Raw genomic sequence first — 26152 nt, forward strand, 5'->3', positions numbered from 1 at the left:
AAAGGAGAAAACACTTATTTTACATTTAGCAGAATAATGTAAAAACATAAGATTTTCTTATAGAACATGTTTTTTTTTCGTTGGATATATTTTGCAAACAGAGATACTATTTTTATAGAAAGACTGCGAAGGAAAAGGAGGAGCGAAAAGATGCAGCGAAAAAATATGTGGAAAGAATACACAGAAATTCAGCAGAAAGAATTAGAAGAGCTGAGTGTCCGCTATAAAGAATGTCTGGATATCGGGAAGACAGAGCGTGAATGTGTAAAGCTTGGAAAGAAGATGGCAGATACATGGGGATATAAGAATCTGGAAGATTGTATTTCTGAGGGAACCACTTTAAAAGCCGGGGATAAGGTGTATGCAGACTGCATGGGGAAAGCGTTTGTAATGTTCCAGCTCGGTAAGAAACCGTTAGAAGAAGGTATGAATATTCTTGGAGCACACATTGATTCACCAAGAATAGATGTAAAGCAGAATCCATTATATGAAGACAGTGATATGGCATATCTGGATACGCATTACTATGGTGGGATCAAGAAATATCAGTGGGTTACAATTCCGCTTGCAATCCATGGAACGATTGCAAAAAAAGACGGAACAGTGCAGGACATTATTATTGGGGAAAAGGAAGATGATCCGGTACTTGTGATTTCAGATCTTCTGATCCATCTGTCACAGCAGCAGATTGAGAAAAAGGCGGGCGTGGTAGTCGAAGGAGAAGGATTGGATATCCTCGTTGCAACAAAGCCGCTTACAGGCAATGATGAGTTAGAGAAAGAAGAAAAAGAGCTGGTAAAGGCAGCCGTAGTACAGTTCTTAAAGGAGAATCTTGATATGGAAGAGGAAGATTTCCTCTCAGCAGAACTGGAGATCGTGCCGGCAGGAAAGGCAAGAGACTGCGGACTGGACAGAAGTATGGTGATCGGATACGGACAGGATGACAGGGTCTGTGCTTTTACTTCATTATTTGCAATGCTGGAAACAGAGAATCCGGAAAGAACAAGCTGTTGTATTCTGGTAGATAAAGAAGAGATCGGAAGCGTTGGGGCAACAGGTATGCATTCCAGATTCTTTGAAGATTATGTGGCAGAACTGATGGCACTTACCGAAGATGGCAATCCGTTAAAAGTCAGAAGAGCTCTGAGAAATTCTTATATGCTTTCTTCTGATGTGAGTGCAGCATTTGATCCATTGTATGCAGATGCATTTGAGAAAAAGAATACAGCATACTTTGGAAGAGGTCTGGTATTTAATAAATTTACCGGAAGCCGCGGAAAGAATAACAGTAACGATGCCAATGCGGAATATATCGCAAAAGTGCGTCAGGTATTAGACAATAACGAAGTCGGATTCCAGACAGCGGAGATGGGAAGAGTCGATCTTGGGGGCGGCGGAACCATTGCATATATCATGGCAAATTATGGCATGAATGTCATTGACAGCGGTGTTGCTGTACTTTCTATGCATGCACCGTATGAGGTGACAAGTAAGGCTGATATTTATGAAGCTTACAGAGGATATAAAGCATTCTTGAAAGATATAAAATAAGACAGACAAGGATATATGTACAAAATAAGGAAGAGAAAATAAAAGTACATAAAAAGTAAGGACTGAATTTAGAAAAAAGTGGGGAAAAGAATATGGAGACAAAAAAGAAAGGCTTTCCGGCAGCGTTCTGGGTATGTGCCTGTACAGAGATTTTTGAACGTCTGGCATATTATCTGGGACGTTCGCTGATTTTGATTTTTGTAACTGCTTCGGTTGCAACCGGAGGACTCGGACTTTCGGATACAGTGGCTGCCAATATGCAGTCAAACCTGACCGCATTTTCTTATCTGCTTCCACTGTTTGGGGCAGTGATCGTAGATAAGTATATCGGTGCGAGATATACGACACCGGTTGGTATGTTTATTGCTGCGGCAGGATATTTCACCGGAGGAATCGCAAAGAGTTCTGCCGGAGTATATGCGATGATCTTCCTGGTAAGCCTGGGACTTGCATTATTCAAAAACGGTGCGATCATCGGACGTGTTATCACGGACAAATCACAGATGGATCCGGCATTTTCGATGCGTTATACACTGGTAAATGTGGGTGCATTCATCGGAACATTCCTGGTGGGAATCCTGTATAAGGATGTATTTGCAAAAGATGGTGTGCTTGGATTTGCACCATGCTTTAAGATGGCAGCATTGATGATGGTTCTCGGAGGACTCTGGTATATCTTTGTGTGCTGGAGATTCTTAGGTGATCTTGGAAAGCTTCCATTCAAGAAGACTCTGACAGAAGAGGAAAAAGCAGCAGAGGCAAAGAAAAAAGAAGAGACAGGAACAAAGCAGCCGCTTACAATGATCGAGAAGAAACGTATCGGTGCAATCTTTGTAGCTTCGTTATTCTCCATCGTATTCTGGATATTCTGGTATCTGGGATATATGCCGGTATATTTCTACTGGGCAGAGAATATGGACTGGGTAGTAGCAGGTTATCAGGTACCGTCTACATGGTTTGATGCAGCCAACTCACTGTTCTGTGTTATCCTGGGACCTGTAACAGCGGAATTATGGAAGAAACTGGCGGCAAGACCGCAGGGTGATATGAGTCTGTTCAGAAAGACCGGACTTGGAATTGCGATCATCGGTGTCGGATATCTCTTCTACGCAGCAATTGATATCATGCGTGGTGGGGAAAAGGCAAGTGTGTTATGGCTGATCGTATTTGCCTTCCTTCTGACAATGGGAGAGATGTTCTTCTCACCACTGGGGCATTCATTTATCAGTAAATATTCACCGAGCCGTTATCTGGCTGTTATGATGTCGGTATGGGGATTTGCAACATTTATCGCAGCAAAGAGTTATGGTCCGGTATATGGACTGCTGTTTGGCGGAAAGATTGAATTCAAAGTAGCATGTATCGGAGTTGCGGTTGTATCGTTTGCAGCGGCACTGATCATGATAGCTCTGGACAAGAAATTATCGGCATTGGTGGACTAACCGCCGGGTGCTGGATAAAAACAATGATAATTGTATAGATATGCCTGAAACAGATTTAGGCATAGACACCCTTCAGAAAAAGATGTACTCCTCTTTGCACAAAAAAGAGGAGTACATCTTTGTGCGGAAATATTGAATTAAGGAAGAATGAAATGAAGATAACAAAAAAAGAATTTATTATGATGCTGGGCGGCATGTTCTTAATGTCGGCAGCTGTATATTATGAAATGATGCCAAATAATCTGGTGCTTGGAAGTCTGTCAGGACTGGTTCTTGTTCTGGTAAAGATCATTCCGTTACCGGTATCGACAATTACATTTGTCTTAAATATGATACTGTTGGTCATAGGGTATATTTTTATCGGCAAGGAATTCGGTGTGAAGACCGTTCTTGCATCACTTATGCTTCCGATGTATCTGAGGATTTTTGAGATACTGACTCCGCATGTGGAATCCTTGTCCGGGAATATCGTGATCGATCTGGTATGCTTCATGATCGTGGTTGGCGCAGGACAGGCCGTCTTATTTAACATGAATGCATCCAGCGGGGGAATTGATATTGTTGCGAAGTTGATCAATAAGTATCTTGGATTTAAAATAGGACAGAGTATTACGATCATAGGTGTGCTCATATCGATGGCAGCGATCTTTGTATATGATCGGGAGACAATGGTAATAAGTCTTGTTGGTACGTTGATTTACGGTCAGGTATTAGACCGGTTCTGTGATGGATTCCATGTGCGTAAGAAAGTATCCATTCTTTCAAAGGAGCATGAAAAAATTCAGAATTATATTGTAAAGGAATTACGCAGAGGTGCGACGATTTATCCGGCATATGGAGGCCTGGATCATGCAGAGCATGTAGAAGTTGTAACGATATTAGAAAAGAATGAATATGGAAAATTATTATCTTTCATCCACGAAACAGATGAACATGCATTTGTGACAGTCAGCACCGTAAATGAAGTAGTCGGAGCCTGGAATACAGTGAAAAGCAGATAAAAATACATCCCCGGATAACTGAAACATCGACGAAAAAAGAGAGATTGGATTTTTACCGGGAATGTATTTTATCTATGTACTATTTAAGGATGGCTGTTGCTCATATTATTTCTGCTTATATCCGTCAAGGAATGTTCCCATCCGGCGAATCGCATCACTTAAGATATCTGCCTGCGGAAGCATGACGATACGGAAATGATCCGGATCTTTCCAGTCGAATCCACTTCCGGGAACGAGCAGGATATTGGTGACATCCAGCAGATCATGGGCAAACTGCTTGTCATTGGTGATGTTAAATTTCTTCACGTCCAGTTTCGGGAAGACATAGAATGCAGCGTCATTTTTTACAAATGACAGACCGTCGATCTTCTCAAGTTCACGAACGGTTGCTTCACGCTGCTCATAGATTCTGCCGCCCGGCCGAACCATAGAAGCAGGTGTCTCCATATCATCAAGAGCTGCAGGGATGACGATCTGTGCCATGGTATTGGCGCACAGACGCAGAGATGTTAACTGGATGATGCCCTGTCTGTAATCTTCGGTCAGTTCTCTTGGACCGCTGATGACCATCCATCCGCAGCGGTATCCGCACAGACAGTGTGATTTGGACAGACCGTTTAATGTAATGACCGGAACATCCTCTGTCAGTGAAGCAAGAGAGATGTGCTGTTTGCCATCCATAACGAGACGGTCATAGATTTCATCTGCAAAGATCAGAAGTCCGGATTCTCTTGCAATCTGGATGATCTCAAGAAGGAGTTCCTTTGGATAGAGTACACCGGTCGGGTTATTCGGATTGATGATAACGATTGCTTTTGTCTTATCTGTGATCTTGGAACGGATATCCTGAATGTCCGGATACCAGTTGGCCTGTTCATCACAGGTATAGAAGACCGGTTTACCGTCTTCGAGATATACGGAATTGCACCAGAGGGAGTAACTAGGAGAAGGAACTAAGACTTCATCTCCATCATTTAACAAAGGTGTTAAAGCGAACGATACAACTTCGCTGACACCGTTACCGATGAATACATCATCTGATGTGATACCTTTGATACCTTTACTGGTCTCATAATCACAGATTGCCTGTCTTGCCTGAGGCATTCCTTTGAAGTCACAGTAGCCGACACCGTCCTGCATGTGTTCCATCAGAGCGTTTTTGATGCTGTCAGGCAGACCAAAGCCAAAGGTTGCAGGATTCCCGGTATTTAATTTTAAGATATCGATCCCCTGTTTCTGGCGTTTCATAGCTTCTACGAATAATGGACCACGGATATCAGAGTGTACTGGTTTCATGCGCCCGGCGCGTACGATTGGTTTCATAATTTTATTCCCCGCTTTTTATTATTTTATCTTTATTCCAATAAACCCCAAATTCATATTGGAATAATTGTTTCATTAATATAATGATACGTCCGTGTGGACAGAGAATCTAATACTTATAGTGTTATAACAATTATAAGAGTCTGACTATAGCTGTCATGTGAAAAGAGGAAACAGATGATAGCAGGATATGAGAGGTTACGTGTATGTTTGTATGGAAAAAATATGTTTATGAAGTGTATAAAGAAAGAAGTTTTACCAAAGCGGCACAGAATCTGTACATCAGTCAGCCGTCTTTGAGTGCAAGGATCAAAAAGATTGAAGAGATTATCGGGGAACCATTATTTGACAGAAGTACAACACCGCTCCAGCTTACAGAGGTCGGAAAAGTATATATTGAGGCAGCGGAGGAGATCACCCAGATCGAACAGCGGGTAGAGAATTACATCAATGACCTGGCGGGTCTGAAGACGGGGAATCTTGCAGTAGGAGCAAGTACGCTGTTTGCCGCATATGTGGTACCGTCTCTGATCACCCAATTCAATCAGAAATTTCCGGATGTACATATTCAGCTGATAGAGGGGAATACAGCCGAACTGGAAGAAATGCTGGGCAGTAATGCGCTGGATTTTGTCATTGATAATTATCACTATGACAGTATTCTATATAATAAAGAATTATATTGCGAAGAAAATATATTACTTGCGGTTCCAAAACATTTTGCCGTAAATGAAGAACTGGGAATGTATCAGCTTTCTTATAAGAATATCAAAAATAAAAATTATCTGAACCAGAAATATCCGGCAGTTCCGTTAGGGAGATTTGCGGATCTTCCGTTTATTATGCTGACACAGGGAAATGATACCAGAACCAGAGGAGACAGGCTGTGCCGAAACGTCGGATTTAAGCCCAATATCGTGTTGGAATTCAATCAGCAGTCGACAGCATATATGGCCTCGTCTACGCAGCTTGGAGCAACCTTCATCAGCGATATCCTGGTAAGCCAGCTCCCGACATTTGAAAATCTGGTGTACTACAAATTAGATGGGGAAGAAGCAAAGAGAAAAGTATTCTTCTATTACAAGACACACAAATATAAAACACGTGTAATGGAAGAATTCGTTCGAATGATGCATGAACAAATCTGAGAAAAAGATAATAATTTGCAAAAATTAATCAAATTGTAACATAATTTCAGAGAATAGTAAAAAGTTTTGTGTTATAATGCTGATACATACATTGAGGTAAATCGATCATCGGAAAGTAAATTTCCTGATAGACAGTAAAAGGGAGGTTTTTGATATGACAGAGAATTTAATCAAAGATGTAAAGAAGATTCAGCAGGCACTCATTAATAAGGAATCCATCGGGGATGAATTCGAAGAGAAGATGGAGGCCGTACATAAATTAGAAGAAGTTGCAGATTATCTGAAGGATGCACTTGGAAGAGGCATAGAGTTCTAGGATGGATATAAAAGCTTTTATATTTGACATGGATGGTCTGTTGTTCGATTCTGAGCGTATTGTACAGCGCTCATGGGAGATTGCAGGTGATGAATTGGGAATCCCGCATATGGGGGACGTCATCTATCACACACTCGGAATGAACCGCGCAGGCCGGAATGAATATTTCAGAAAATATATCCGGGAAGACTTTCCATTTGAAGAATTTGGAAAACTGACACGGGATAACTTCTGGAAAATTGTGGATAAAGAAGGTCTTCCGCTGAAAAAAGGTGCAAAAGAACTGCTGGCTTATGGAAAATCGCAAGGATATAAGATGGCAGTAGCGACATCTTCCAGCAGAGAGTATGCCATGGGGAATCTGATCCGGGCCGGAATAGATTCGTATTTTGACAGTGTGGTCTGTGGAGATATGGTTAAGAAAGCGAAGCCGGATCCGGAGATTTATCAGAAAGCATGTGAAAGTCTGGGAATACAGCCGGAATATTGTATGGCGTTTGAAGATGCGCCGGGAGGAATCCTGTCCGCACATCAGGCCGGGATGCATGTGATCATGGTGCCGGATCTTGTGCAGCCGACACAGGAGATACGGGAACTTACGTATCGGGTATGTGATTCGTTAGCGGATGTAATAGGAATATTAAATTGAGCCATTGGGATGGAGAAAAAAGAGTGGTATCTGTCCCGGTGGCTTGTTTTATATCGTTGTGCCTTGGGAAAAAGTTTTTTAGAAGCAACATATTTTTTCTTTACAGAATAGCAAAAAAGGACTAAGATACTTTTGTAAAATAATTTATAAAAGAGGTCTGATATGGCAGGGCGAAATGAAAAAAAGAATATTACAAAATCTAAAATTGTAAACTATATCATCAATAATAAAATTACATCAAAGGCAGAACTGGCGCAGAATCTGAGCTTAAGTATGCCGACGGTGCTTTCTAATGTAAACGAACTGATCGACCGGAATATGGTCATCGAGATAGGAGAATATGAATCTACCGGCGGTCGTAAAGCAAAACGGATAGGGATTAATCCGGCATATAAATATGCAGTCGGTGTAGTGATCACAGCAAATCATCTGGGAATCGTATTGCTGAACATGCAGTATGAAATAGAAAAAACAATCCGGATGCGGTTAAAATTTTCAACAGAAACATCTTATTGCTTAAAAGTAGCTGAAATGGTGGAGGACTTCCTGAAAGATGTAGAAGACCGGGAAAAGATATTAGGAATCGGAATTTCGATTCCCGGTATTATTGATCAGGCGAATAGAATGGTTGTGAAATCTCATGCACTGCAATTGGAGAATTTCAGTCTGAGCTTTCTGGAACAGGTATTTTCTTATCCGGTGTATTTTGCAAATGATGCAAATGCTGCGATGATGGCAGAAGATATGCATGAATATCAGGATGCTGTGTATCTTTCGCTCAACAATACATTAGGCGGCGCATTCTGTATTAATGGAAAACTGGTGGCTGGTCAGAATCAGAAAGCAGGAGAATTCGGACATATGATTCTGGTGCCGGGAGGAAAGAAATGTTATTGCGGAAAAGCCGGGTGTGCAGATGCCTATTGCGCAGCCAGTGCATTGACTGATGAAGAGCAGGAAATGACGTTGGAACAATTTATGGAAAAAGTGGAGCAGAAAAATACAAAGACTGTGGAAAAATGGAATCAGTATCTGGATAATCTGGCTATTTTGATTTCCAATCTGCGAATGGCGTATGACACAGATATCATACTTGGAGGAGAAGTCGGGGGGTATTTATCAGAGTATATGATACCACTGGGGGAAAAAGTGATGGCATATAATGGTTTTGAACATGATGTACGTTACTTAAAAAATTGCTCCTATAAAAGAGAGGCATCAGCTGTCGGAGCGGCAAAACATTTCCTCTCTGAATATATACAGCATTTATAAATTTGATATGTTGTAGGAAAAAGAATAAGAATGAAAAACTGAGGTGAAATTCAAGGCTCGTAATGATTACGGACTTTGAATATTTACCTCTTTTTTTATTGTCAGATGTTCGGAAGAAGCTGCAATTGGCAGGTTTTATAGATATCTAAGTATGCAAGAGAAGTTGCCAGTGGCAAATTCTATGCATATCCAGTTGGTAAATATGCATAAAAAAGTTGATCAAACTTGTGCAACAAGTAGAAATAGGCATTCATATATTGACAAAATAGAGTGGTTGTACAATAATGTAATTACTTTAATAAAACATTTAATAAAAGATAAAACAAAAGAATGAAGGAGGAAAACAATATGTTACAGCAGGTAATGACAAAACCAGGAGAGATTATTTTCAGAGAGGTACCAGTTCCGGAGGTAAAAGATGATCAGGTATTGGTAAAGATTATGAATATCGGCATTTGTGGTTCTGATATTCATGTATATCACGGCAAGCATCCATTTACCTCATATCCGGTAACACAGGGACATGAAGTATCCGGTGAAGTTGTAAAACTTGGGAAAGATGTGACAGTATTTCACGAAGGTCAGAAAGTAACAATTGAGCCACAGGTTTATTGCGGAGAATGTTATCCATGCAGACACGGAAAATACAATTTGTGTGAAGAATTAAAAGTTATGGGATTCCAGACAACCGGAACAGCATCAGAATATTTTGCAGTAGATGCATCGAAAGTAACACCAATTCCGGAAGAAATGTCATATGAAGAAGGTGCAATGATCGAGCCACTGGCTGTTGCAGTTCACGGAGTAAAGCAGGTTGGTGATGTGAAAGGAATGAACATTGCCGTGCTTGGTGCCGGTCCGATTGGTAATCTTGTGGCACAGGCAGCAAAGGGAATGGGAGCAGCAAAAGTTATGATCACGGATGTCAGTGATCTCCGTCTGGATAAGGCGAAAGAATGTGGCATTGATGTCTGTGTGAATACAAAAGAAAAAGATTTCGGTGAAGCAATGTTGGAAACATTCGGACCAGACAAAGCCGATGTGATTTATGATTGTGCAGGAAATAACATCACAATGGGACAGGCAATCAAGTATGCAAGAAAAGGAAGCATTATTGTATTGGTTGCAGTGTTTGCAGGAATGGCAGAGATTGATCTTGCAGTGGCTAATGATCATGAACTGGATATCAAGAGCACAATGATGTACCGGCACGATGACTATGTTGACGGAATCAGACTTGTAAATGAAGAAAAGGTTCATTTAAGACCACTGATCTCAAAAACATTTGCATTCCAGGAGTATCTGAAAGCTTATCAGTATATCGATGATAACCGGGAAACAACGATGAAAGTAATCATTAATGTACAGGAATAAAGATTAGATCAGGAGAGAACAGAAGTTTTGTCAGAAACGCTGATAAGGAGGAGCCATGGGAAACGAGGGTAAGAATGGAAAAGTGCCATTGATCAGTAAAATTGCATATGGATTTGGTGATGTCGGATGCAATTTCAGTTGGATGTTTGTAAGTAATTTTTTAATGATATTTTATACAGATGTGTTTGGAATCAGTATGGCGGCTGTTTCAGCATTGATGTTATTTTCAAGATTCTGGGATGCGATTAATGATCCGATTGTCGGAGGGTTGACGGATAAGACAAAAACAAGATGGGGACGTTACCGTCCATGGCTGCTTGTTGCAGCACCCATTACGGCAGTGCTTTTAATGTTGACATTCTGGGCACATCCGGACTGGCCAGATACGGCAAAGGTTATCTATATGATTATTACATATTGCCTGCTTGTACTGGGATACACATGTGTAAATATTCCGTATGGAACACTTTGCGGTGCGATGACACAGGACATTGATGAACGGGCAAAAATTAATACTTCGCGTTCGGTTGCGGCTATGATTGCAATCGGGATTATCAACATTATTACAGTACCTTTGATTGGAAAGCTGGGAAGCCAGAGTGCGAAGAACGGATATTTATTTGTAGCAATTATCTATGGATGTATATTTGCGGCATGCCATTTCTTCTGCTTTGCGAAGACGAAGGAGCAGGTGACAATTCCGGAAAAGGAAAAAATATCAATTAAAGTACAGTTAAAAGCCGTGATGCAGAACAGACCGTATATACTTGCATTAATCGGACAGGTTTTATTTGGATTTACATTATATGGAAGAAATGCTGACATTTTATATTATTTTACATATGTAGAAGGAAATGCATCTTATTATACTACTTATTCTATGTGCATTATTATTCCATCCATTATCGGTGCCGCATGTTTTCAACCGGTATTCCGAAAACTTAACAATAAAGGAAGGACAGCTTCGATATTTGCCTTTTTAACAGGTATTTCAATGCTGGCAATGTATTTCTTTAATGTAAAAGATTCAGCAGTTGTATTCTATATTTTGGCAGGTGTTACACAGTTCTTTTTTTCAGGATTTAATACAGCAATCTATGCGATCATTCCGGACTGTGTGGAATACGGAGAATGGAAAACCGGACTTCGGAATGATGGATTTCAATATGCATTCGTTTCTCTTGGAAATAAGATTGGAATGGCGATCGGTACAGCGATGCTTGCGGCATTACTTGGAAAATATGGATACGTGGCAAATCAGGCACAAAATGATACGGTTATCAGTATTATGAAATATGCATTTACAACCATTCCGGGGATTCTGTGGATTGTAACAGCTGTTGTATTATTTTTCTACCGGTTAAATAAAAAACGGTATAATGAAATTGTGGAGGATCTGAAGAATGGAAAAAGAGGTTGATATTGTTGCGTTAGGCGAACTGCTGATTGATTTTACAGAAGACGGGGATAGAACGTGGCCGTGAAGAAGGAAGATTAATGAGTAGAGCATGCGAAAACGTAACTGAATAAAAATATAGAAGCGCTTTCTGTGCATATGAGTTACTCCATGATTGAATCAGCACAGAAATCGCTTCTATATTTTTATTCAGGACCGGGAAAGTCAGTTCCTATTGCGTTAAAACGCTTCCCATCTTCCAGAAGCCCCGCAAGGCAGCACCAGTCCGGAATGCGTAACAGGAAGTCCGATCTCCTGTGAATCCACATGTCCGTTCCATTTCTTGAGCTCCGTTCCAAGCATATAAGTCAGAACGGCCGGTGCAAGTCCTGTTGTATAGGAGTTGACCAGAAAGAATAATGGGTCATCCGACAGAATCTGTGTACATAACTTGATCAGCGGATGAATTGCATCCTCGATCTTCCAGATCTCACCTTTAGGTCCACGTCCGTATGACGGAGGGTCCATGATGATGGCATCATAGTGATTGCCACGGCGGATCTCACGCTCTACGAATTTTACACAGTCATCGACCAGCCAGCGGATCGGTCTGTCAGATAATCCGGAAGAGGCTGCATTTTCCTTTGCCCATGCAACCATTCCTTTAGAAGCATCTACATGTGTAACACTTGCTCCGGCAGCAGCGGCTGCGAGAGTAGCACCACCTGTGTAAGCAAAGAGATTCAGTACTTTGATCGGTCTTCCTGCATTTCTGATCTTCTCAGAGAACCAGTCCCAGTTCGTTGCCTGTTCCGGGAAAAGTCCGGTGTGCTTGAAGCTGAAAGGCTTCAGATTAAATGTCAGTTCTTTATAATGAATCTGCCACTGTTCCGGGAGACTGAAGAATTCCCATTCCCCGCCGCCTTTCTTGCTGCGGTGATAGTGGCCGTTCATATGTTTCCATCCACGCTCGGTTTTCGGGGTATCCCAGATAACCTGCGGGTCAGGACGGACCAGCGTGTACTGTCCCCAGCGCTCTAATTTCTCACCTTTACTACAATCTATTACTTCATAATCTTTCCATTGATCTGCAATCCACATAGAATTATATCCTCTTTCTTCTCAAATAATAAGTTTTCATATGTTTGTATTCATTGTGTTCGAATCTGTAGAACATATTACTGTCAGCTTTTTGTATAAAGGTTAATATCGAATATAATTTTTGAAAAAGCTGATCAGGAAAAGTCCTGCAGAGGAATTATAGCATGAAAAATTAAGAAATTCAATTTTACATTTCCATACATTTCCTACATACACTTTACACACATTTAACAATTCGCAGATTTTGGATTTAACATACGTCTTATAAGATAGCTATTGTCGAAAGCGACAAAGAAAAAAATCAGAATAAAAAAAGATGAGAATCTAAGGAGAGTATGATTATGAAAATGAAAAAGTTTATCGCAGTTTTATCCGTAGCAACAATGGCAGCAGGACTTGCAGTTGGATGTGGAAGTTCAGATAGTGGTTCTTCTGATGATAAGAGCAGCAAAGGTGACTGGGATTCTTCCAATGATATAACAATCGTTTCCAGAGAAGATGGCTCAGGAACAAGAGGAGCGTTCATCGAACTTTTCGGAATTGAAGAAAAGAAAGACGGCGAAAAAGTAGACATGACAACAGATGATGCACAGATCACAAACAGCACATCCGTAATGCTTACAACAGTAGCCGGAGATGATTACGCAATCGGTTATGTATCACTCGGATCTTTAAATGATACTGTAAAAGCTTTAAAGATCGATGGTGAAGAAGCAACAGAGCAGAACATCAAAGATGGAAAATACAAGATCTGCAGACCATTCAACATTGCAACAAAGAAAGGTGCAGACAATGAACTGGCAAAAGACTTCATCTCATATATCATGAGTAAAGAAGGACAGCAGGTAATCTCAGATAACGGATATATCGGAGATGATTCAGCAGAAGCTTATGCAGGAACGAAACCATCCGGAAAAGTTGTAGTCGGTGGATCTTCTTCTGTATCACCGGTTATGGAAAAACTGATCGAGGCTTATAAGAAAGTCAACACAGGAGCAGAGATCGAACTTCAGACAACAGACTCTACAACAGGTATGACATCAGCAATCGATGGAAGTTATGATATCGGAATGGCTTCTCGTGAATTACAGGATGATGAGAAAGACAAACTTGACAGCCAGGCAATCGCAACAGACGGTATCGCAGTTATTGTGAATAAAAACAACACAACAGATGAGCTGAGCAGCGATCAGGTAAAAGACATTTACACAGGCAATGCAGTTGCCTGGGATGAGGTAGTAAAATAATATGAAATCAAAAGCATGGACGGAAAAATTCATGCAGGTAATATTTGCAGTTGCCGCCTGCGCTTCGGTGCTGGCGGTTGCTCTCATTTGTATATTCTTATTTGCAAATGGTATTCCTGCAATGAGTAAGATTGGATTTGGAAAATTCTTAACCGGCGAGTTGTGGAGACCGAAAAATGATATTTACGGAATCTTTCCAATGATCGTCGGAAGTTTATATGTGACAGCAGGTGCGATCATCATTGGTGTACCGATAGGAATCCTGACAGCTGTATTTATGGCTTTCTATTGTCCGAAAGCAATCTACAGACCTTTGAAAATGGCTACGGAACTTCTGGCGGGAATTCCGTCCGTTGTATATGGATTCTTCGGACTGGTCGTTCTGGTACCGTGGGTAAGAGAAATCGGACGAAGTCTTCACCGGGGCGGCAACGGAAGCAGTATGATCACTGCATCCATTCTGCTTGGAATGATGATCCTGCCAACGATCATCGGTCTGACAGAATCAGCACTCAGAGCAGTTCCGACACAGTATTACGAAGGTGCTGTGGCACTTGGCGGAACACATGAAAGGGCAATCTTTACAGTTGTACTTCCGGCAGCAAAATCTGGTGTGGTCGCAGCAATCGTTCTTGGAATCGGACGTGCGATCGGAGAGACCATGGCTGTGATCATGGTAGCAGGTAACCAGCCGAGAATGCCGCGTGGAATCTTCCAGGGAGTCAGAACGCTGACAGCCAATATCGTAATCGAGATGGGATATGCATCGGGACTTCACAGAGAGGCACTGATCGCAACAGGTGTGGTACTTTTCGTATTCATCCTGCTTCTGAACTTCTGTGTGGCACTTTTGAACAGGGGGAAGAATCATGAGTAATAATGAAATGACTTTGAAAGACAAATTAAAAGCCTATACGAGAACACCGGGTTCTCTGATCGTGATGCTTCTGGTCATGCTTTCAGCGATCCTTACATTTGCAGTACTGATATTCCTGATCGTGTATGTAGTTGTCCACGGAGTGCCGTATCTGAAGCCGTCGATCTTTTCGCTTCATTATACATCAGAGAATGCATCCCTGATGCCGGCGCTTATTAATACCGTGATTATGACATTTTTATCACTTTTGATCGCTGTTCCATTTGGTATCTTCTCAGCAATCTTCCTTGTGGAATATGCAAAGAGAGGAAACAAATTCGTAGAAGTCATCAGACTTACGACAGAGACATTGCAGGGAATTCCATCCATTGTATATGGACTTTTCGGAATGTTATTCTTCGTAACAACCTGCGGGTGGGGTTTTTCCATATTAGCAGGTGCATTTACCCTTGCAATCATGGTACTTCCGTTGATCATGCGAAGTACAGAAGAAGCATTGAAAGCCGTACCGGATTCATACAGAGAAGGAAGCTTTGGACTTGGTGCAGGAAAACTCCGTACCGTATTCCGCATCGTACTTCCGTCAGCGGTACCGGGAATCCTGGCAGGTGTGATCCTGGCGATCGGACGAATCGTCGGAGAGACAGCAGCGCTGATCTATACAGCGGGAACCGTTGCAAAGGTACCAAGTAGTGTATTCGGCTCCGGACGTACTCTTGCGGTTCATATGTACAACTTATCCAGTGAAGGACTTTATATGAATCAGGCATATGCAACAGCAGTTGTGCTTCTGGTACTGGTTGTACTGATCAATACTATATCAGGTATGATTGCAAAACGAATCACGAAATCGTAAAGAAAAGAATAGATGAGGAACAGGAAGGAATCTTAAATGAGTAAAATAAGTATTAAGAATATGGATCTGCACTATGGTGATTTCCATGCTCTGAAAAATGTGAATCTTGAGATAGAAGCGAATAAGATCACAGCATTTATCGGACCATCCGGATGTGGTAAATCTACATTGTTAAAATCCATCAACCGGATGAATGATCTGGTAGAAGGCTGCAGGATCGACGGACAGATTCTTCTGGACGGTCAGGACATTTTCCATGATATTGATGTGAATCTGCTTAGAAAAAGAGTCGGAATGGTATTCCAGAAACCGAATCCATTCCCGATGAGCATCTATGACAATGTTGCATACGGACCAAGAACACACGGAATCCGTTCGAAAGCAAAGCTGGATGATCTGGTAGAAAAATCCTTAAGAGATGCAGCCATCTGGAATGAATGTAAAGACAGATTAAAGACAAGCGCGCTTGGAATGTCAGGCGGACAGCAGCAGAGACTCTGTATCGCAAGAGCATTGGCTGTACAGCCGGAAGTTCTTCTGATGGATGAGCCGACAAGCGCACTTGATCCAATCTCTACATCGAAGATTGAAGACCTTGCGATGGAGCTGAAAAAAGATTATACTATCGTTATGGTAACACATAATATGCAGCAGGCTGTACGTGTATCAGATAACACAGCATTCTTCCTGTTGGGAGAAGTGATCGAGTATAATGAGACAGAAAAATTATTCTCCATTCCGGCGGATAAAAGAACAGAAGATTATATTACAGGGAGGTTTGGTTAAGATATGCGTAATCGATTTGATCAACAGTTGGAGTTACTTAATAAACAGCTTATTTACATGGGTGAGTTGTGTGAAGAGGCGATTGGAAAAGCAACGACTGCATTAAAAGAAGGAAGCATGGAACAGGCAGAGAAAGTAAGAATTGCAGATGAAGAGATCGATCAGGCGGAGACAGATATTGAAAGACTTTGCTTAAGACTTCTTCTTCAGCAGCAGCCGGTAGCAAGAGATTTGAGACAGATATCCGCAGCACTTAAGATGATTACCGATATGGAGCGCATCGGAGATCAGGCATCAGATATTGCAGAGATTATTATCACTGAAGACAAATCAGAAGCGCAGGATATTCCGATGATCATCAAGATGTCAGAGGCGGCCAGCAAAATGGTCCGTGACAGTGTCAATGCTTACGTAGAGAAAGATCTGGATCTGGCAAGAAAAGTAATGGAAAATGATGATGTGGTAGATGAACTTTTTGAGGAAGTGAAGACGACATTGATTAATTTCATTGCTGAAAATAAAGGTCTGCAAGGTGTGGAAGCAATCGATCTGATTATGGTTGCCAAATATCTGGAGCGTATTGCAGACCATGCAACGAATATCGCAGAGTGGGTGGAATTCTCAATTACAGGAATCCACAAATCATCTGTAGTATAAAGAAGGAGAATGAGGAATGATTTTTTGTGTAGAAGATGACGGTAATATACGGGAACTGGTGGTGTATACCCTGGAAAGTACAGGGTTTCAGGCACGCGGATTCGAAGATGGAAGTTCATTCCTTGAAGCTCTGGCATTAGAGACGCCAGAGCTTGTTCTGCTTGATATCATGCTGCCGGGAGAAGACGGAATGGAGCTTTTGAGAAAGTTAAAAGCATCAAAGAAAACGAAAGACATTCCTGTTATTATGGTTACGGCAAAAGGTGCAGAATATGACAAAGTAAAAGGACTGGATGCCGGGGCTGATGACTATGTGACGAAACCTTTTGGTATGATGGAACTGATCTCACGTATCAAGGCGGTATTAAGACGCAGTGCGAAGGGAAGTGTATCCAGTGAAGATACATTTGAGATCGGAGAGATCCGGTTAGATCCAAAGAAACATGAAGTGACAGTTCATGGAGAAGTAGTGAATCTGACCCTGAAAGAATATGAATTACTGAAGCGCCTGATGAAGAATTCGAACATTGTGCTTACCAGAGACCAGCTTCTGGAGGATATCTGGGGTTATGATTTCGACGGGGAGACGAGAACCGTGGATGTGCATGTCAGAACCTTAAGACAGAAGCTCGGAGATGCAGGTGAACAGATTGAGACGGTCCGGGGAGTCGGATACCGTATGAGTAGGTAATAATATGAAACAAAGTATGAGAAAAAAGATCCAGAGCAGTATGATCCTTGTGATTGCGCTGACATTGATCATAGCCTATGCGATCACTACACTGGTCGTATATCGCCAGACGATCCATATCATGGAAGGCGAAGTCAGACAGGAGGCGGATTATATCAATGTAGCAATCGATACCTCCGGAGAATCTTATCTGAAGATAATGGATAAGGTGCATAAGGATACAAGAATTACACTGATCGATTCAGACGGAAATGTAAAATATGATTCCAAAGAAGATGAAGTAACGTTTCAGAATCATAAGAACCGTCCGGAAGTAAAAGAAGCATTAAAAACAGGAAGCGGACAGGACATTCGAGAGTCCAATACGCTGAATAAAGAGATGTTCTATTATGCAGTGAAATTGGAAAATGGAGATATCCTGCGTGTATCAAAGACGGTAGATACCGCATTCCGGACAGCGATGAAAGTATTTCCGGTGATGGGACTGATCGCAGTGATCATGCTTGCATTTGCAAGTGCACTTGTAAAATGGCAGGTAACGAGACTGATCCGTCCGATCAACAGACTGGATCTTGAGAATCCATTGGAGAATGACGTGTACGAAGAATTAACACCACTTTTACAGAGTATCGATAAGCAGAATAAAGAAAAAGATGCGGTTGCCAATATGAGAAAAGAATTCTCGGCAAACGTGTCGCATGAATTAAAGACTCCGCTTACATCTATTTCAGGTTATGCGGAGATCATGAAAAATGGATTGGTAAAACCGGAAGATATGACGGGGTTTGCAGAACGTATTTATAATGAAGCAAGCCGCCTGATCACGCTGGTAGAAGATATTATCAAGCTATCCAAACTGGATGAGGGCAATGTAGAGCTGGAAAAAGAAGAAGTAGATCTTTATAAGTTGACAAGAGAGATCCTGACCAGACTTTCGCCACAGGCAGCGAAGAGAAAAGTACATGTAGAGGTGACGGGAGAGCCGGTAGAATACGTGGGAATCCGCCAGATCCTGGATGAGATGATCTACAATATCTGTGAAAATGCGATCAAGTATAACAAAGAAGGCGGAAAGTTAACCGTCTGGGTAGGCAATACCCTGCAGGGCAAGAAAATCTGTGTCACAGATACTGGAATCGGAATACCGGAAAATGAAACGGATCGTATCTTCGAACGTTTCTATCGTGTAGATAAAAGCCATTCCAAAGAAACCGGCGGAACCGGCCTTGGACTGTCAATCGTAAAACACGGAGCCATGCTTCACGGAGCCAAGATCCATGTAGACAGTAAACTGGGCGAAGGAACGAAGATAGAGCTCATATTTTAATTGAGAAACTACAGACAGGTTATGAAATAAGAAGTAAAAAGATAGAATATAGCAGAAAAAGCGGATTCCAGGCCCAGCACACGGAATCCGCCTTTTTAAAACTATATAGCATGACAAGAACAGGGACATAATATCTTTTCTGGTTCGTCCTTGTTTTACACAACATAGTTTTGGAAAAATATAGAAGTTTTTTAAGAAATCTTAAGAATTATTTGCGTATGTCTTTAAGAAATCAAGCCTACAATAACTTCAAGAAATAGGTAAGGAGGCTTATAGTTATGGACAAGATCAGTATTATCATTCCGTGTTTCAATGAAGAAGAAGCATTGCCGATCTATTATACCGAAATGAAAAAAGTTATGGACACCATGAAGAAACAGACCGATTTCGAATTGATATTTGTAGATGACGGATCATCCGATAGAACATATAAGGTTATGAAAGAATTACACAGAAAGGACGGAAGATGCCAGTATCTTTCCTTTTCCAGAAACTTTGGAAAAGAAGCGGCTATTTATGCAGGACTTCAGAATGCAGGCGGTAATTATGCGGCAATTATGGATGTGGATCTGCAGGATCCGCCGTCACTTCTGCCGGAGATGTACAGAATTCTGAAAGAAGAACCATATGACAGTGTGGCAACCAGACGTTCAACCAGAAAGGGAGAACCAAAGATCCGGTCATTTTTATCCAAAGAATTTTATAATGTGATCAATAAGATATCGAAGACAGAGATCGTAAGCGGTGCCAGAGATTACCGTCTGATGAACCGTAAGATGGTAGATGCGGTTCTGGAGATGAGTGAATACAACCGATTTTCAAAAGGAATCTTCGGCTGGGTCGGTTTCCGTACGAAATGGCTGGAATATGAGAATATCGAAAGAGCTGCCGGAGAAACAAAATGGAATGTAAAGAAATTATTCATTTATTCTCTGGAGGGGATTACGGGATTTTCTGTGGTGCCATTGTCGATCGCATCGTATATGGGAGTTCTGTTTTGCGGATTATCATTCCTGATGATCGTTGCAATCGTAGTTCGTACACTGATCTGGGGAGATCCGGTGGCCGGATGGCCGTCGCTGGTCTGTATCCTGTTCGGTGTGGGCGGTGTACAGCTTCTGTGTACCGGAATTCTGGGACAGTATCTTGCCAAGACATATCTGGAAGTAAAGAACCGTCCGGTATACCTGTTAAAGGATTCCAGTAAAGAAGAACAGAGGATTATGATGATGCCATTATCACAGAACATGCGGAGGAAGAGTTATGGGAAAGGAAAAGAAGTGCACTCTGTATAAGAAATATACTTCATATAAGAAATGCATTCCATACCTGATACTTGCCGGATTTACATTTTTTTTCTGCTGGTGGTTTGTGGGAAGACATGGAATCTTTGGAGCAAAAGTAGACTGGCTCAGTCAGCATAGTGTGCTGCCGGATTATTTCCGGCAGCAGTTTTATGCAACGGGAAAGATATTTCCGGAATTTGCGCCGAATCTGGGCGGAGGTCAGAACATTTATCATTTTGCTTATTACGGACTATACAGTCCATTGATTCTGCCGTCATATCTGTTCCCATTTGTGAAAATGTCAGATTACATCATGGTGATCAGTATAACAGGTCTGACGGTTTCGGTACTGCTTTTTTATTACTGGCTGAAAAGCAGAAAGATGGATACAGGCGTTGCTTTTATCATATCGCTGATGTTCCTGCTGGCGGGCCCGATGATCGGACAGTACAGCGGTCAGATCATGTTCGTAGATTATATGCCGTTCTTATGTCTGGCACTTATAGGTGTGGACCGGTATTTTGAAAAAGAAAAAAGCGGTCTTTTTACAGTTAGTGTATTTCTGATGATCATGACCAGTTTCTATTTCAGTATTGGCGGAATGCTGGTACTGGTTCTTTATGGACTGCACCGGTATTTTGAACAAAGAGAAGGATGCAGAGTCACGGTCAGAGGCTTTTTAGTGGATGGACTGTGTTTTGTTCGTCCAATGATTCTGGCAGTACTTATGAGTAGTTTCTTCCTGGTACCAACGGTACTTGCACTGGCGGGTGGTAGAAGTAAAGGGCAGAATACATCGCTTACTACCCTTTTCGTTCCGCAGATCACGGTAGAACGATTCGCTTACAGCATCTATGGAATCGGACTTACAACACTTGTGATCACCGTTTTGATCACAGGACTTCTGTACCGGAAAGTATATGAGAGAGTGCTCACATATGGATGTGTGATCGTGCTTGTCATTCCGGTATTTGCTTACTTATTGAATGGCGGACTGTATATCAGAGATAAGGTATTCATTCCATTTCTGCCATTGTTGTGTTATCTGATTGCTATTTATCTGGAAAAGTGCAGGAAAGAGAAATTGTCTCTTATTGCAGGAATGGTTCCGTATATCATTACAACGGTATTTGTTTATATAGCAAGAAACCAGTTTACATCTAAAGGAATAGAGGAAAACGTATGGAAGGCATTACTTGCAGAAAGTGTTCTGTTCCTGATATGTTATGTGCTTTATTGTGCAGTGAAGAGCCACTGCAAAGAGACAAAAGAGATTCTGATGCTGGCACTGCCGTCGGTGCTATGTCTGGCGGTCACGATGAATACCTTTTATCAGATGAAGCCGGACCGGTATGTCAGCCACAAACTGTACCGGGATGTTGCAGGAGAACATAATGAACAGGCGGTAAAAGAAGCTTTGAAAAATGATGGTGGATATTACCGCACAGAACAGATGGGCAATGACGATGAAAATGCAGCGGATTTAAACCGGATCTGGGATGCGGGGCAGAATATTACTTCAATCTATTCATCGGCATACAATTCGGAATATCAGACATTTCGTCAGAAGACATTCGGATTGGAAGAACCGTTCCGGAATGTGATGATGCAGTCGGTATCGAAGAATCCGGTATTTTGCCGGATGATGGGAGTACGCTATATCGTATCAGATTCTGATGTAACGGGATATGCTCTGGTTAAGAAATGTGAAAAAACCGGCATATATCAGAATAATGACGCGGCACCGGTCATGTATGCAACAGATCGTGTGATGACGGAAAAAGAATATAACAAACTTGCATTTCCATATAATCAGACGGCATTTCTGGAATATGCAGTTGTTGGAGAACATACGGAATCTTCAGATCAGAACATAATGACAGCCTATACGCCTGTTAGTCTGAAAATGGCCGACAATCATAAAGCGCAAAATGGAGCCGGCAATAGAACCACAGATATAGGGAAGAAAAACGGAAATGAAAGAAAAGTCGGAACGTGGATCCATGAAAAAGAAGATGGCTGGAAGATCCATGCGAAGAAGATAAAAAAGATAACATTTTCCATTCGACAGGTGCAGCAGGAAACGACACAACAAGAGGGGCAGAGACAGATTCTTTTTCTGAGCTTTTGTGTGGACAATGCACGTCCGAATAAGGACGTGGCAGTCTGGATCAACGGAATCCGTAACAAACTAAGCGCAAAAGATCATGTATATTATAATGAAAATAAAACATTTATCTATGCAGTGCCGTTAAAGGATGGAGAAGATACTATTTCTGTAACATTTGGCAAAGGAAAATATCAATTAAGCCATGTACAGGCATATCTCGGCAGTCTGCCGGAACGGTCAAAAACGTTATATCAGTCAGAAGTTCAGGTTGATAAAAAGCTGACGAAAGATAATGAGATACAGGGAACGATACAGGTAAAGAATGATGGCTGGTTCATTACATCCATCCCATATGACACACATTTTAAGATGTACATCGATGGAAAAGAGACGAAGATACAAAAGGTAAATACAGCATTTCTTGGATGTGAGATCGGAAGTGGGAAGCATGAAGTGAGGATCGTCTATCATGCACCGGGGGCAACAGCAGGAAAAGTATTTTCAATGATTGGAATAGTCGGATTCGTGTTATTACTTGTATTGTAATGATACGATGATATCTATATGCAGCAGCAGATTTGCGGAAAATCACTGCTGTATATTTGCATTTTATAAAAAAGAAGAGTATGATGTTAAATGTTTTTTTATACTTGAATAAGGAAGAAAAATGGAAACAGACAACAGGGCAAGACGAGGATGAGAACATGAAGATCATAGAAACATATGGAAACTATATAGAAAAATGGAGTAATGAAAATCCGGACAGAGCAAGATGGCTTTTAAAGACCGGATGGAAGGCACAGAATCTGAAGTTCCGGTTTGCACCGGACAAAAGACTGATGTCGGCAGAGCAGTATCTGGCAAGGCTTATGATGGATACGATGATAAGACCGCTGGAACGTCCGGAAGAAAGTTCAATTGTCAGTATCTTTACTCCTTGTGAAATTTTACAGGAAGCAGGATTACATCCATACAATGTAGAAGGATTTTCCTGCTATCTTTCTGCATCTAAGGCAGAAAGAGCATTTTTACAGCAGGCAGAGAATACGGGCATATCCGAGACACTTTGCAGTTATCACAAGACATTTATCGGAGCGGCGCAGAAGAAAGTACTTCCGAAACCAAAGTGTATTGTATACACGAATTTGACCTGTGATGCAAACCTTCTGACATTTAAGAAGCTGGCAAAGATGTATGATGTACCGATCTTTGCTATCGATGTGCCGATGCAGCAGAACGAAGACAATGTACAGTATGTGGCAGACCAACTTCGTAAACTGAAAGACTTTATAGAAGAATGCACAGGCAAAAAGATTACAGATGAGACATTAACAGAACGACTGAGAAGAAGCAAGCGGACGCTGGAAAAATTCGCACAGTATGAAAAGGAAAGTGCGGACAGATATATTCCTGCAGACCTTGTTACGCCACTCTATGCAGGTATGACAAATAATCTGCTGTTGGGAACAGAAGAAGAGGAAACGTATGTGGACCGTCTCCTGAACGATGTGAAGAAGGCCCCGGCAAAAAAGGGAAAGAAGATTTACTGGATGCACACCATTCCGTTCTGGTCTGATGCGGTGAAGAATGAGCTATGCTTTCAGGAAAAAGCGCAGATCGTCGGATGTGAACTGAGCCGTGTCTGTGAGCCGGATTTTGATCCGGAGAAGCCTTATGAAGCGATGGCGAGACGTATGGTGTATCATGCATTAAATGGAAGTGCGATCAGAAGAATCGAAGCAGGAATCCGTCATGCAAAGGAGACAGGAGCAGACGGTGCTGTTTGGTTCGGACACTGGGGATGTAAGCATACCCTTGGAGCAGCACAGCTTGCCAAGCGCAAATTCGAAGAACAGGGAATCCCGCTTCTGATCCTGGACGGTGACGGATGTGACAGAAGCCATGGCGGAGAAGGGCAGACGTCTACCAGACTCGGGGCATTCTTAGAGATGCTGAATACAGAAACGGATGAAAATACGGACAGACAGGAGGAATCGCACGATGAATAAAACATATTATGTCTGTAAATATACCCCAATCGAACTCTTAGAAGCGTTCGGCGGGGAGTGTCAGAACCTGAATGAGATGCCGCAGGGCTTTGACCATGCGGATCAGATAGCGCATCCGAACATCTGCGGATTCGGCAAGGCTCTTCTGGAAGCTGTGATGAGCGGAAAGGTAAAGGAACTGGTGCTGGTCAACTGTTGTGATACGATCCGGAGTGTCTATGATATTCTGGAAGACAGTGGAAAACTGGATTTCTTATATATGATCGATGTGCTTCATTGTGATGCAGAGTGCAGCAGAGAACGTACAGCAGTGCAGTTAAAAGGTCTTGCGAAAGCATATGGAGAATATAAAGGCACAACATTTGATGAAGAAAAGTTCCGTCAGGCATTCAAGAAGCCGGAACACATTGTAAAGCCGCATATCAGTGTGCTGGGTGCACGTATGGGAAATGAACTTTTTGATATGGTGCAGAAGAGTATGCCGTATCCGGTGGAAAATGATACCTGTGTCAACAACCGTTCGGTGGGCGAGACAGAGCCGCCAAAGGAATTGGAATTTGATGAACTGATGGTATGGTATGCGAAAGAACTTCTCGGACAGATTCCATGTATGCGTATGATGGATCACAGTGGAAGAAAGAGATTATACAATGACCCGGGATTAAAGGGGATTATTTATCATACCGTGAAATTCTGCGATTTTTACAGTTTTGAATACGCACAGATCAAACAGAATGTGACCGTACCACTTTTGAAGATCGAATCGGATTATACCGTACAGAGCAGCGGACAGCTTCTGACAAGATTAGAAGCATTTGCAGAGAGCATGAATATGGAAGAACTGGAAGGGAAGGAACTGAAGATGGGAAAAGGATATTTCGCCGGAATAGACAGCGGATCAACAAGTACAGATGTAGTAATTCTTGATAAAGACCAAAATATCGTGACAGGGATCATCCTGCCGACAGGTGCGGGAGCAGCAATCGGAGCAGAGCGTGCACTGGAAGAAGCGCTGAAAGATGCGGGACTTCAGAGAGAAGACATCGATGCAATGGTTACAACCGGATACGGAAGAACGGCCATTTCTGATGGAGATAAGAGTATTACAGAGATTACCTGTCATGCAAGAGGGGCACATTTCCTGAACCCGGAAGTCCGTACCGTTATTGATATCGGAGGACAGGATAGTAAGGTCATCCGCCTGGATGAAAATGGAGCCGTTGCCAACTTCGTCATGAATGATAAATGTGCAGCCGGAACCGGAAGATTCCTGGAGATGATGGCAAGAACCATGGAAATGAGTCTGGACGATATGGGAAAGGCAGGTCTGTCATATAAGGAAGATATTACAATCTCCAGCATGTGTACCGTATTTGCAGAATCGGAAGTGGTATCACTGATCGCACAGAATAAGGCAACCGATGATATCGTACACGGACTGAATAAGGCTGTTGCGTCCAAGACAGCAGCACTGGCAAAACGTGTCGGCGGCGAGGAACGCTATATGATGACCGGAGGAGTGTCAAAGAACCAGGGACTGGTGAAGACACTGGAAGAGAAGCTTGGAACGACACTGGTGATCAGCGATAAGGCACAGCTTTGTGGAGCACTGGGAGCTGCATTATTTGCTAAGGATATGGTTACAGAGTAAGCGTTCTTAGCAAGATCTTAACAGTAGAAAAATAGATAGGATTGGAATTCTGTGATAATATAAAGAATATAGTGAATAGTCA

The 26152-nt window shown here is 42.0% G+C and carries 22 protein-coding genes; 20 read left to right on the plus strand and 2 right to left on the minus strand.

From position 1 onward, the window contains the following. The first annotated feature begins 150 nt into the window (after positions 1-150). The 3 genes from NCY30_RS08070 (at position 151) to NCY30_RS08080 (ending at position 3994) form a co-directional block, all read left to right on the plus strand. The gene (locus NCY30_RS08070; RefSeq protein WP_055193403.1) at positions 151-1551 is read left to right on the plus strand and encodes an aminopeptidase; all 1401 of its coding nucleotides are present in this window, start codon (positions 151-153) and stop codon (positions 1549-1551) included. 92 nt (positions 1552-1643) lie between these two features. Then, a complete protein-coding gene (locus tag NCY30_RS08075; protein WP_055193401.1) occupies positions 1644-2993 on the plus strand; it encodes a peptide MFS transporter in 1350 nt (449 codons plus the stop codon). A gap of 152 nt (positions 2994-3145) precedes the next feature. Next, complete coding sequence (locus NCY30_RS08080; protein ID WP_130096198.1) at positions 3146-3994, plus strand: YitT family protein; 849 nt, start codon at positions 3146-3148, stop codon at positions 3992-3994. A 105-nt stretch (positions 3995-4099) separates the two neighbouring features. On the opposite strand, the gene NCY30_RS08085 is transcribed toward NCY30_RS08080, so the two are convergent. Continuing rightward, a complete protein-coding gene (locus NCY30_RS08085; RefSeq protein ID WP_250818616.1) occupies positions 4100-5317 on the minus strand; it encodes an aminotransferase class I/II-fold pyridoxal phosphate-dependent enzyme in 1218 nt (405 codons plus the stop codon). Between the two features lie 206 nt (positions 5318-5523). On the opposite strand from NCY30_RS08085, the gene NCY30_RS08090 reads away from it, so the two are divergent. The 6 genes from NCY30_RS08090 to NCY30_RS08115 all read left to right on the plus strand — a co-directional run bounded on the left by NCY30_RS08090 (position 5524) and on the right by NCY30_RS08115 (position 11496). Beyond that, complete coding sequence (locus tag NCY30_RS08090) at positions 5524-6465, plus strand: LysR family transcriptional regulator (protein WP_022416381.1); 942 nt, start codon at positions 5524-5526, stop codon at positions 6463-6465. Positions 6466-6619: 154 nt separating this feature from the next. Continuing rightward, positions 6620-6781 carry a hypothetical protein gene (locus tag NCY30_RS08095; protein WP_022416382.1) on the plus strand — a complete coding sequence of 54 codons (162 nt, stop codon included), beginning with the start codon at positions 6620-6622 and terminating at the stop codon, positions 6779-6781. 1 nt (position 6782) lies between these two features. After that, the gene (locus tag NCY30_RS08100) at positions 6783-7430 is read left to right on the plus strand and encodes an HAD family hydrolase (RefSeq protein ID WP_173788373.1); all 648 of its coding nucleotides are present in this window, start codon (positions 6783-6785) and stop codon (positions 7428-7430) included. Between the two features lie 162 nt (positions 7431-7592). Further along, on the plus strand, positions 7593-8702 hold the full coding sequence (locus NCY30_RS08105) for an ROK family transcriptional regulator (RefSeq protein ID WP_006428406.1): 1110 nt from the start codon (positions 7593-7595) through the stop codon (positions 8700-8702). Positions 8703-9050: 348 nt separating this feature from the next. Next, positions 9051-10076, plus strand: coding sequence for a zinc-dependent alcohol dehydrogenase (locus tag NCY30_RS08110; RefSeq protein ID WP_022416385.1), 1026 nt, complete (start codon positions 9051-9053; stop codon positions 10074-10076). A 55-nt stretch (positions 10077-10131) separates the two neighbouring features. Next, entirely contained in the window at positions 10132-11496 is a 1365-nt protein-coding gene (locus NCY30_RS08115) for an MFS transporter (RefSeq protein WP_022416386.1), read from the plus strand. A gap of 216 nt (positions 11497-11712) precedes the next feature. On the opposite strand, the gene NCY30_RS08120 is transcribed toward NCY30_RS08115, so the two are convergent. Further along, positions 11713-12573: a class I SAM-dependent methyltransferase gene (locus tag NCY30_RS08120; protein ID WP_161159059.1), complete on the minus strand. Its 861-nt coding sequence runs from the start codon at positions 12571-12573 to the stop codon at positions 11713-11715. 341 nt (positions 12574-12914) lie between these two features. Here NCY30_RS08120 and NCY30_RS08125 point away from each other — a divergent pair, with 341 nt between their 5' ends. The 11 genes from NCY30_RS08125 to NCY30_RS08175 all read left to right on the plus strand — a co-directional run bounded on the left by NCY30_RS08125 (position 12915) and on the right by NCY30_RS08175 (position 26070). Beyond that, on the plus strand, positions 12915-13820 hold the full coding sequence (locus NCY30_RS08125) for a substrate-binding domain-containing protein (RefSeq protein WP_044920376.1): 906 nt from the start codon (positions 12915-12917) through the stop codon (positions 13818-13820). 1 nt (position 13821) lies between these two features. Continuing rightward, positions 13822-14697, plus strand: coding sequence for a phosphate ABC transporter permease subunit PstC (gene pstC / locus NCY30_RS08130; protein WP_006428412.1), 876 nt, complete (start codon positions 13822-13824; stop codon positions 14695-14697). Then, entirely contained in the window at positions 14690-15553 is an 864-nt protein-coding gene (pstA, locus tag NCY30_RS08135; protein WP_022416388.1) for a phosphate ABC transporter permease PstA, read from the plus strand. Before pstC ends, pstA begins: the two co-directional genes overlap by 8 nt. A 36-nt stretch (positions 15554-15589) precedes the next feature. Next, positions 15590-16339: a phosphate ABC transporter ATP-binding protein PstB gene (pstB, locus tag NCY30_RS08140; protein WP_006428414.1), complete on the plus strand. Its 750-nt coding sequence runs from the start codon at positions 15590-15592 to the stop codon at positions 16337-16339. Positions 16340-16342: 3 nt separating this feature from the next. Then, positions 16343-16996 carry a phosphate signaling complex protein PhoU gene (gene phoU / locus NCY30_RS08145; protein WP_055193397.1) on the plus strand — a complete coding sequence of 218 codons (654 nt, stop codon included), beginning with the start codon at positions 16343-16345 and terminating at the stop codon, positions 16994-16996. A 16-nt stretch (positions 16997-17012) separates the two neighbouring features. Next, a complete protein-coding gene (locus tag NCY30_RS08150) occupies positions 17013-17687 on the plus strand; it encodes a response regulator (RefSeq protein ID WP_006428416.1) in 675 nt (224 codons plus the stop codon). Positions 17688-17703: 16 nt separating this feature from the next. Then, entirely contained in the window at positions 17704-19014 is a 1311-nt protein-coding gene (locus tag NCY30_RS08155) for a sensor histidine kinase (RefSeq protein ID WP_044920470.1), read from the plus strand. A gap of 278 nt (positions 19015-19292) precedes the next feature. Further along, on the plus strand, positions 19293-20309 hold the full coding sequence (locus NCY30_RS08160; protein WP_195369672.1) for a glycosyltransferase family 2 protein: 1017 nt from the start codon (positions 19293-19295) through the stop codon (positions 20307-20309). Beyond that, positions 20278-22956 (plus strand): YfhO family protein, encoded by a 2679-nt coding sequence (locus NCY30_RS08165; protein WP_195369671.1) that lies wholly within the window; start codon positions 20278-20280, stop codon positions 22954-22956. The genes NCY30_RS08160 and NCY30_RS08165 overlap by 32 nt, the downstream gene beginning before the upstream one ends. A gap of 158 nt (positions 22957-23114) precedes the next feature. Next, entirely contained in the window at positions 23115-24419 is a 1305-nt protein-coding gene (locus NCY30_RS08170; RefSeq protein ID WP_195369670.1) for a 2-hydroxyacyl-CoA dehydratase subunit D, read from the plus strand. After that, complete coding sequence (locus NCY30_RS08175) at positions 24412-26070, plus strand: acyl-CoA dehydratase activase (RefSeq protein WP_022416394.1); 1659 nt, start codon at positions 24412-24414, stop codon at positions 26068-26070. The genes NCY30_RS08170 and NCY30_RS08175 overlap by 8 nt, the downstream gene beginning before the upstream one ends. The last annotated feature ends 82 nt before the right edge of the window (positions 26071-26152 follow it).

It is taken from the genome of Dorea sp. MB18-49, assembly GCF_023669465.1.
In the GTDB taxonomy this organism is placed as follows: Bacteria; Bacillota; Clostridia; order Lachnospirales; family Lachnospiraceae; genus Dorea_A; species Dorea_A longicatena.